Annotated in this window: 1 protein-coding gene; it reads right to left on the reverse strand. The window is 33.3% G+C overall.

Annotated features, from left to right (window positions below):
- Positions 1-65: 65 nt before the first annotated feature.
- The coding region (locus tag ACFINU_RS10355) for a hypothetical protein (protein WP_375667741.1) at positions 66-573 on the reverse strand (508 nt) is incomplete at its 5' end.

The raw sequence follows: 573 nt of genomic DNA on the forward strand, positions 1-573 counted from the left end.
GGCAAACCTCTAACAAGCTCATGTTTCGACAACTTTGACAAATCATTATAATTGACATGCCCTAGTCATTGATGCCATAAATCAACCTCATTAAGACATGTAAAAAGACAAACTTGCTCACTTGAGGGTTTAACTCCATAACAATTTTCAATTGTGCGAATTCCTTCAACCACACATTTTCCTTGTTCATCCAAAACTATACATTTACCTTTTTCAAATAAAACTTTGTGATTGGAATTGCATAATTGAGAAATGCTAATTAAATTTGCTCTAAGGCCTTTGACATATCTCACATCTCCAAGAGGTGGCAATCCGGGAATTTTTACAATACGTTTTCCTTTGACATGTTTCGAACTACCATCTCCAAAAGTTACTATCCCACCATTATCTTTTATTAATGTAAAAAATGCATATAAGTTTCCACACATATGTCTAGAACACCCACTATCAAAATACCAAGTATCTGAGTGAAGTGTGTTTAAAGCAGTTAAAGAAACTTGACATTTTTCTTTATCTTTAGTTGAAGTAGATGGAGAAATTCTTTGCCAAACCTTTTTCACCTTTTGAGCTTTA

This window comes from Bartonella sp. AC130YNZD, assembly GCF_042196865.1.
Lineage (GTDB): Bacteria > Pseudomonadota > Alphaproteobacteria > Rhizobiales > Rhizobiaceae > Bartonella.